The sequence below is a fragment of the Deltaproteobacteria bacterium genome (assembly GCA_019308995.1).
Lineage (GTDB): Bacteria > Desulfobacterota > Desulfarculia > Adiutricales > JAFDHD01 > JAFDHD01.
Genome location: JAFDHD010000035.1, coordinates 21,658 through 27,657, shown reverse-complemented (window position 1 = coordinate 27,657; position 6,000 = coordinate 21,658). Strand labels below are relative to the sequence as shown.

At 46.4% G+C, this 6,000-nt stretch carries 6 protein-coding genes; all 6 read left to right on the top strand.

Going from position 1 to position 6,000, the window contains the following annotated elements; genetic code table 11:
* Positions 1 to 347 precede the first annotated feature (347 nt).
* A complete protein-coding gene (locus tag JRI95_08025) occupies positions 348 to 2,009 on the top strand; it encodes a GHKL domain-containing protein (GenBank protein ID MBW2061494.1) in 1,662 nt (553 codons plus the stop codon).
* A 101-nt stretch (positions 2,010 to 2,110) separates the two neighbouring features.
* A complete protein-coding gene (locus JRI95_08020) occupies positions 2,111 to 2,563 on the top strand; it encodes a response regulator (GenBank protein MBW2061493.1) in 453 nt (150 codons plus the stop codon).
* A 362-nt stretch (positions 2,564 to 2,925) separates the two neighbouring features.
* Complete coding sequence (locus tag JRI95_08015; GenBank protein MBW2061492.1) at positions 2,926 to 4,665, top strand: GHKL domain-containing protein; 1,740 nt, start codon at positions 2,926 to 2,928, stop codon at positions 4,663 to 4,665.
* Between the two features lie 35 nt (positions 4,666 to 4,700).
* Positions 4,701 to 5,132: a response regulator gene (locus tag JRI95_08010; protein MBW2061491.1), complete on the top strand. Its 432-nt coding sequence runs from the start codon at positions 4,701 to 4,703 to the stop codon at positions 5,130 to 5,132.
* Between the two features lie 11 nt (positions 5,133 to 5,143).
* Positions 5,144 to 5,542 (top strand): response regulator, encoded by a 399-nt coding sequence (locus JRI95_08005; protein ID MBW2061490.1) that lies wholly within the window; start codon positions 5,144 to 5,146, stop codon positions 5,540 to 5,542.
* 1 nt (position 5,543) lies between these two features.
* Positions 5,544 to 5,966 carry a response regulator gene (locus tag JRI95_08000; GenBank protein ID MBW2061489.1) on the top strand — a complete coding sequence of 141 codons (423 nt, stop codon included), beginning with the start codon at positions 5,544 to 5,546 and terminating at the stop codon, positions 5,964 to 5,966.
* The last annotated feature ends 34 nt before the right edge of the window (positions 5,967 to 6,000 follow it).

Genomic DNA, 6,000 nt, shown 5'->3' with positions numbered 1-6,000 from the left:
TTTTAAGACGTTATAACTTATTCTACACTATCCGAAGAACTAATGGCCAGCATAAAATGCGCTTTTTTTACTTTTAAACCAAATACTTAGAAAACCGGACAGGCACTAATTAATAGCGGATAACTGTCACAAGGGTTACTGGTTATCTGGATATTATCATGAGCCTTAAAAGCCGCCGCCTTAAAGGCTCGGGTTCATGAGAAGGGGCCGGGACCTGGAGAGGAGTTAAGGGGGCATTCATTCCGCCCTGTCCTTAAAATCTGGATTTTCAAGAAATACACTGGACTGCCCCTTTTCTTGTTTTAAAATAGAATTTATTACTTGAAAACCGACGATGGAGAAATTCTATGGACGGTTCAATCTATAAAAGACTTAATCGAAAGATCATATTAATTACCTTGATTGTCTCTCTTGCGCCTCTACTCATCCTTGGCGAGGTAATATACTATCAATTCACCAGAGTATATGAGGAAAAGATCGAAGATCAGATAAGGCATATGGCCAGGGCCCAGACTAACGCGGTCGAGGTCTTCTTGAAAGAGCGGACAACCATCCTTTCCACCATTGTGGATACTCACAGTTTTGATTACATGCAAAACCAGGAAAATCTTTCTCACCTCTTTAAGGTGATCAGCATGCGGGTGGATGGCTTGGTTGATCTGGGTATCATTGACAGCGCCGGCCAGCACCTGTCGTATGCCGGACCGTATGATCTTTTGGGTTTGAATTACTACCAGCAGCCCTGGTTCAGCAAGGTCATGGATAGAGGCGAATACATCAGTGATGTCTATATGGGTTACAGGCAGATGCCGCATTTTATTATTGCCGTCAGAGGACGTGACAATAGCCGCACCTGGGTACTCAGGGCCACTATTGACTCGGACGTTTTCAATAAGCTTGTCAGGACCGCTCAGACCGGGAGGTCCGGCGACGCCTTTATAATCAATAAAGACGGGATTTATCAAACTGCCTCTCGTTTTCATGGCACCGCATTGGGCAAATCGAATCTGGACGCCCGGCTCTTCGGAAACGAGACCATGATTATTGAAAAGCAAAAGATTGACGGAAAGACGAAATCCTATGCCGGGGCATGGTTGAAGAATAATGAATGGCTGCTGGTCATCGGCCAGGAGATGGGTGAGGAGAGAGGCGGTTTGTTAACAACCAGGAATATGGAGATCATAATTATCAGCCTTGGCTGCCTGGTCATTATTATCACGACCATTTTAACCACTCGGATAACAGTCAGACGTTTGGAAGAAGCGAACAATCATATTAATGAGATTAACGCTCAGCTAATGCAGTCAGACAAACTGGCCGCCTTAGGAAAGATGGCCACCGGGATTGCTCATGAAATTAATAATCCCCTGGCCATCATCAGTGAGAAGGCGGGATGGATGAGGGACTTACTGGCTGATGAAAAATTTCAAGAAAGTGAGAATCTTAAAGAGTATACGGTATCCATAGATAAAATCGAAGACCACGTGGAAAGGGCTCGGAAAGTAACCCACAACATGCTCGGTTTTGCCAGGAGGATGGAGCCTCATTTGGATGATGTGGATGTGAATGATGTTTTAGATCAGTCCCTTGAGTTGTTGCAAAACTACGCCCGATTAAGCAACATCGAGATAAAGAAGGACCTGTATCCCCATTTTCCTATTATTGCCAGCGATCAATCCCAGCTCCAGCAGGTGTTCTTGAATCTGCTGAACAACGCCATTGACGCCATTGGCAAGGACGGCGTAATTGAGATAAAAACATGGCTGGATGATTCACAGATTGCTGTTAGCATCAAAGATAACGGCCCAGGCATTCCCCCTGAATATCAGAGAAAGGTTTTTGATCCGTTTTTCACGACCAAGGCCACCGGAAAAGGCACGGGTCTTGGCTTATCAATCAGTTTTAGTATCATCGAAAAAATGGGAGGGACCATTTCATTCACCAGCAAGGAATCGGAAGGGACCACTTTCACCATAAGGCTGCCAGTTGTGATTCCGGAAAGAAAGTAAGCGCCTTAAAAATAAAGCTGGAAAAACGGGAGGCGCTTTTTTGCTTGACCTGGGGAAGGATTTTTAAATAATCGGGAGTTATAGTGCTTGGAGGTTTTACCATGGAGAATTTCAGGGTCTTAATCGTTGACGATGAAATTGATTTTTTAGAAACCATTGTAAACCGGTTGAAAAAGAGGGATTTTAAGGCAGCAGGCGTTACGAGTGGAGAGGAAGCTATCGAGCTTGTACAGGAACAGTCATTTGACGTGATTATCCTGGATATAAAGATGCCCGGCGGGATGGATGGCATTGAAGCCCTGCGGGAGATCAGGAAGATTCAGCCGTTGGCCCAGGTCATCCTGCTCACCGGGCACGCCGCCGTGGAAACAAGTATTGAGGGCCTGAAGCTGGGTGCTTTCGATTATCTCTTAAAACCTATAAAGTTCGAGGAGCTTTTGAAAAAAATGATGGCCGCGTATGAAAAAAAATCCGAGCACGACAGGAAAATACGCGACGCCAAGATACAGGAACTCATTCGCGATCCTTTGAAGATATTTGATAAGGACGATTAAAATCTGGAGCAAACCCTGATATTCTCCCCTCGCCGGGTTCCCCTGTTGAATAGTGTGTTAGATTTTATCCTGGCCAAGGCAGACAGGGTATGCAACGTAAATCTCCTGTTTCATCAAATGCTTTAAATCTGCGATGAAGCGCCTGAACATTATGAGGCATGGGCAGTGTCAAAATAACTCGGAACATCTTTGCCAGGCCAGCCTGAATCATTTTATATGCTTGACACAAAACAGCCCTTTTTTTATGCTCCACGGATATTGGGGAGGTTTTTCTCGCCTAAAAAAATCCCTTTGTGGCTCTGTGGAAATCTCATCCCCAGAGATATAACGATTTAAAAGATAAAGAAGGCAATTCGCGGAATATGAATATGGAGCGAACTGGGTTTAAAACCAACAGCTATTATCGTTCATTGACCAGAAACATGTTTTTAATTATTACCATTGTTTCTGTCATCCCCTTGATCCTGGTGAGCAGCATCATCCTCTACCAGTTCCATACCTCTTACCAGGAAAAGGTCCACGCCCATCTCGAAGAATTAGTCCAGAAACACAAACAAAACATTGATAGCTTCTTAAAAGATAAACTAAGCGGCATTCAATTTCTAGGGAAGACCTTTAACTTCGAGGAATTGAACGACGAAGCCTTTTTACAGGACATATTAAAAACGCTGCAGGAGGAATACGATCCTGTCTTTGTTGATCTGGGGGTCATCAACACCTATGGCCTTCAGGTCGCTTATGCCGGTCCATTTAAATTAGGTATGGCGCTATATGGGACGGCGGACTGGTTTCAAAATGCCATGAAGACCGAGTATTTTATCAGCGATGTTTTTCTGGGTCTGCGCGGTCTGCCTCACTTCATCATCGCAGTCAGGGAAAGCTGGATGGGTGAATTTTGGATATTAAGAGCGACCATTGATTTCGTAGCCTTTAATAATCTCGTGGAAAATATTCGCATCGGTGAAACAGGATTCGCTTTTATCCTCAACAAGGAAGGAAATTTTCAGACCAAACCGCTTGTTGATATCGTTTCCAGTAAAGCGCCTTATATGGATTTTCTAAATACTGAGCCAGGCTCTAAAGACAAAATACATGTGGTGGAGAAGACCGATCAGTCCGGAAATGAGAACATCTACGTCTCGGCTTTTCTCAAAGATGGGGACTGGCTCCTGGTCTATCAGCAAAGGGTTACGGATGCCTTTTCCAATTTTAACAATGCCCTCATCGTCACCCTGGCCATTATCCTCCTGGGCGGGCTGGGCATCGTTACGACGGCCTATATCCTATCCAGACAGATGGTCAGCCGCATCGCCGGGTCGGATAAGGAAAAAGAGATGATGAACGAGCAGATCGTTGAATCGGGAAAGCTGGCCTCTGTTGGTGAACTCGCCGCCGGGATAGCCCATGAAATCAACAATCCGGTCGCCATCATGGTTGAAGAAGCGGGCTGGATCGAAGACCTGCTGGAAGAAGAAGAATTTCAAGAAGGTCAAAATCTGGACGAGTTCAGTAGGGCCTTGAACCAGATTCGGGCCCAGGGAAGGCGCTGCAAGGAAATTACTCAAAAGCTGCTCAGTTTCGCCAGGAAAACCGACTCCAGGGTTCAAGACATTCAGGCCAATGATTTGATCGAGGAGGTGGTGGCCCTTTCAGCTCAAAGGGCGAAATACAGCAACGTCACTGTTAACACCGACCTTCAAGGGAACCTGCCTACCCTGCGTATGTCTCAGACCGAGCTGCAGCAGGTCCTGCTCAATTTAATTAATAACGCTCTGGATGCGATGGAGAAGAGTGGCGGAGTTATAAATATTTCCAGCAAATTAGAAGGAGAGAGTATTGTGATTGAAGTGGCTGATAATGGTCCTGGGATACCAGAAGCCAACCTCTTCCGAATCTTTGATCCGTTTTTTACCACCAAACCGGTGGGCAAAGGCACCGGCTTGGGGCTCTCCATCTGCTATGGCATCATCAATAAATTGGGAGGGAAACTGGAAGTGAAGAGCGCGCTCGGTCAGGGAAGCACGTTTTACGTCCGGATTCCTCTTCCAGAAAAGAAGGAAGGTGAAGATGAGGGTCCGCCGGCTGGTTCGGATTCTCATTAACGGGTTTTAAACTTCCAAGATGAGGAGAGAGACAGATGGCGATTGCAAAAGTAATGTTAGTGGATGATGAGGTGCCTTTTGTGGAAACCATGACCAAGCGTTTGTCCAAGAGGGACCTCCATATCGTCTCTGCCTTCAGCGGACAGGAAGCTTTAGAGCGGCTGGACAAAACCCGCAATATTGAAGTCGTGATCCTTGATGTGAAGATGCCGGGCATGGATGGCATTGAAGCCCTGAAGGAGATCAAGAAGTCTCATCCCCTGGTCGAGGTGGTCATGCTCACCGCCTACGCTACCGTCGAGACGGCCATCGAAGGGATGAAACTGGGCGCCTTTGATTACCTCATGAAGCCCTGCGATATTGAGGTGCTTCTATCCAAGGTGGAAGAAGCGACTGCGAAAAAGAGGAAGCATGAAGATAAGATCATTGAAGCGCGCATGAAGGAAATTACCTCCCGACGTATCTGAGGGTAGAAATCATGGCCGAGAAGGAAACCGGTCAGGCCGAAAACATTAAACTACTGCTCGTGGATGATGAGGAGGATTATGTTTACGTCCTCTCCAATAGATTGAGCAGAAGAAATATTGAGGTAACAAAGGCTTACAGTGGTTTAGAGGCGATTCAGGCCCTCCGCAAGGAAGATTTTGATGTGGCGGTGCTGGACCTCAAGATGGAAGATATGGATGGCATTGAGGTCCTTAAAATATTCAAAAAGATGTACCCGGAGATGGCGGTCATCATGCTCACCGGCCACGGCTCAGAAACAGCCGCCCTGGAAGGCATTCAGTTCGGAGCCTATGATTACCTGACCAAGCCATGTGAACTGGATGAACTGGTGCAAAAGATCCGGCAAGCGGCCCGCAGAGGAGGTGATTGAGTTGTCTGATTTTAAGGTTCTGCTGGTGGACGATGAGGTCGAATTTCTGGAAACGCTCATTAAGCGTATGCAAAAGCGGGCCGTAAATGCCGCTGGTGTCCAAAGCGGAGAGGAAGCGCTGGCAACGCTCGATCAAAACCCCGCGGATGTGGTGCTCCTGGACGTGAAGATGCCAGGCATGGATGGTATTGAAACATTAAGGGAGATCAAAAAACGGTATCCTTTAATTGAGGTCATCATGCTTACCGGTCATGCCAACGTCGAGGTGGCGGTTCAAGGCATGGAGCTTGGGGCCTTTGACTATCTCATGAAGCCCATGGATATTGATGAGCTCTTGTACAAGGTAGAAGATGCTTACAAGAAGAAATCCATCCAGGAAGAAAAGATAAAAACGATGGAGAAAGGGGTTGGCACAAGCGAATAACGATTCAACCAGCAGGGATTGACCGAAAGTTCTT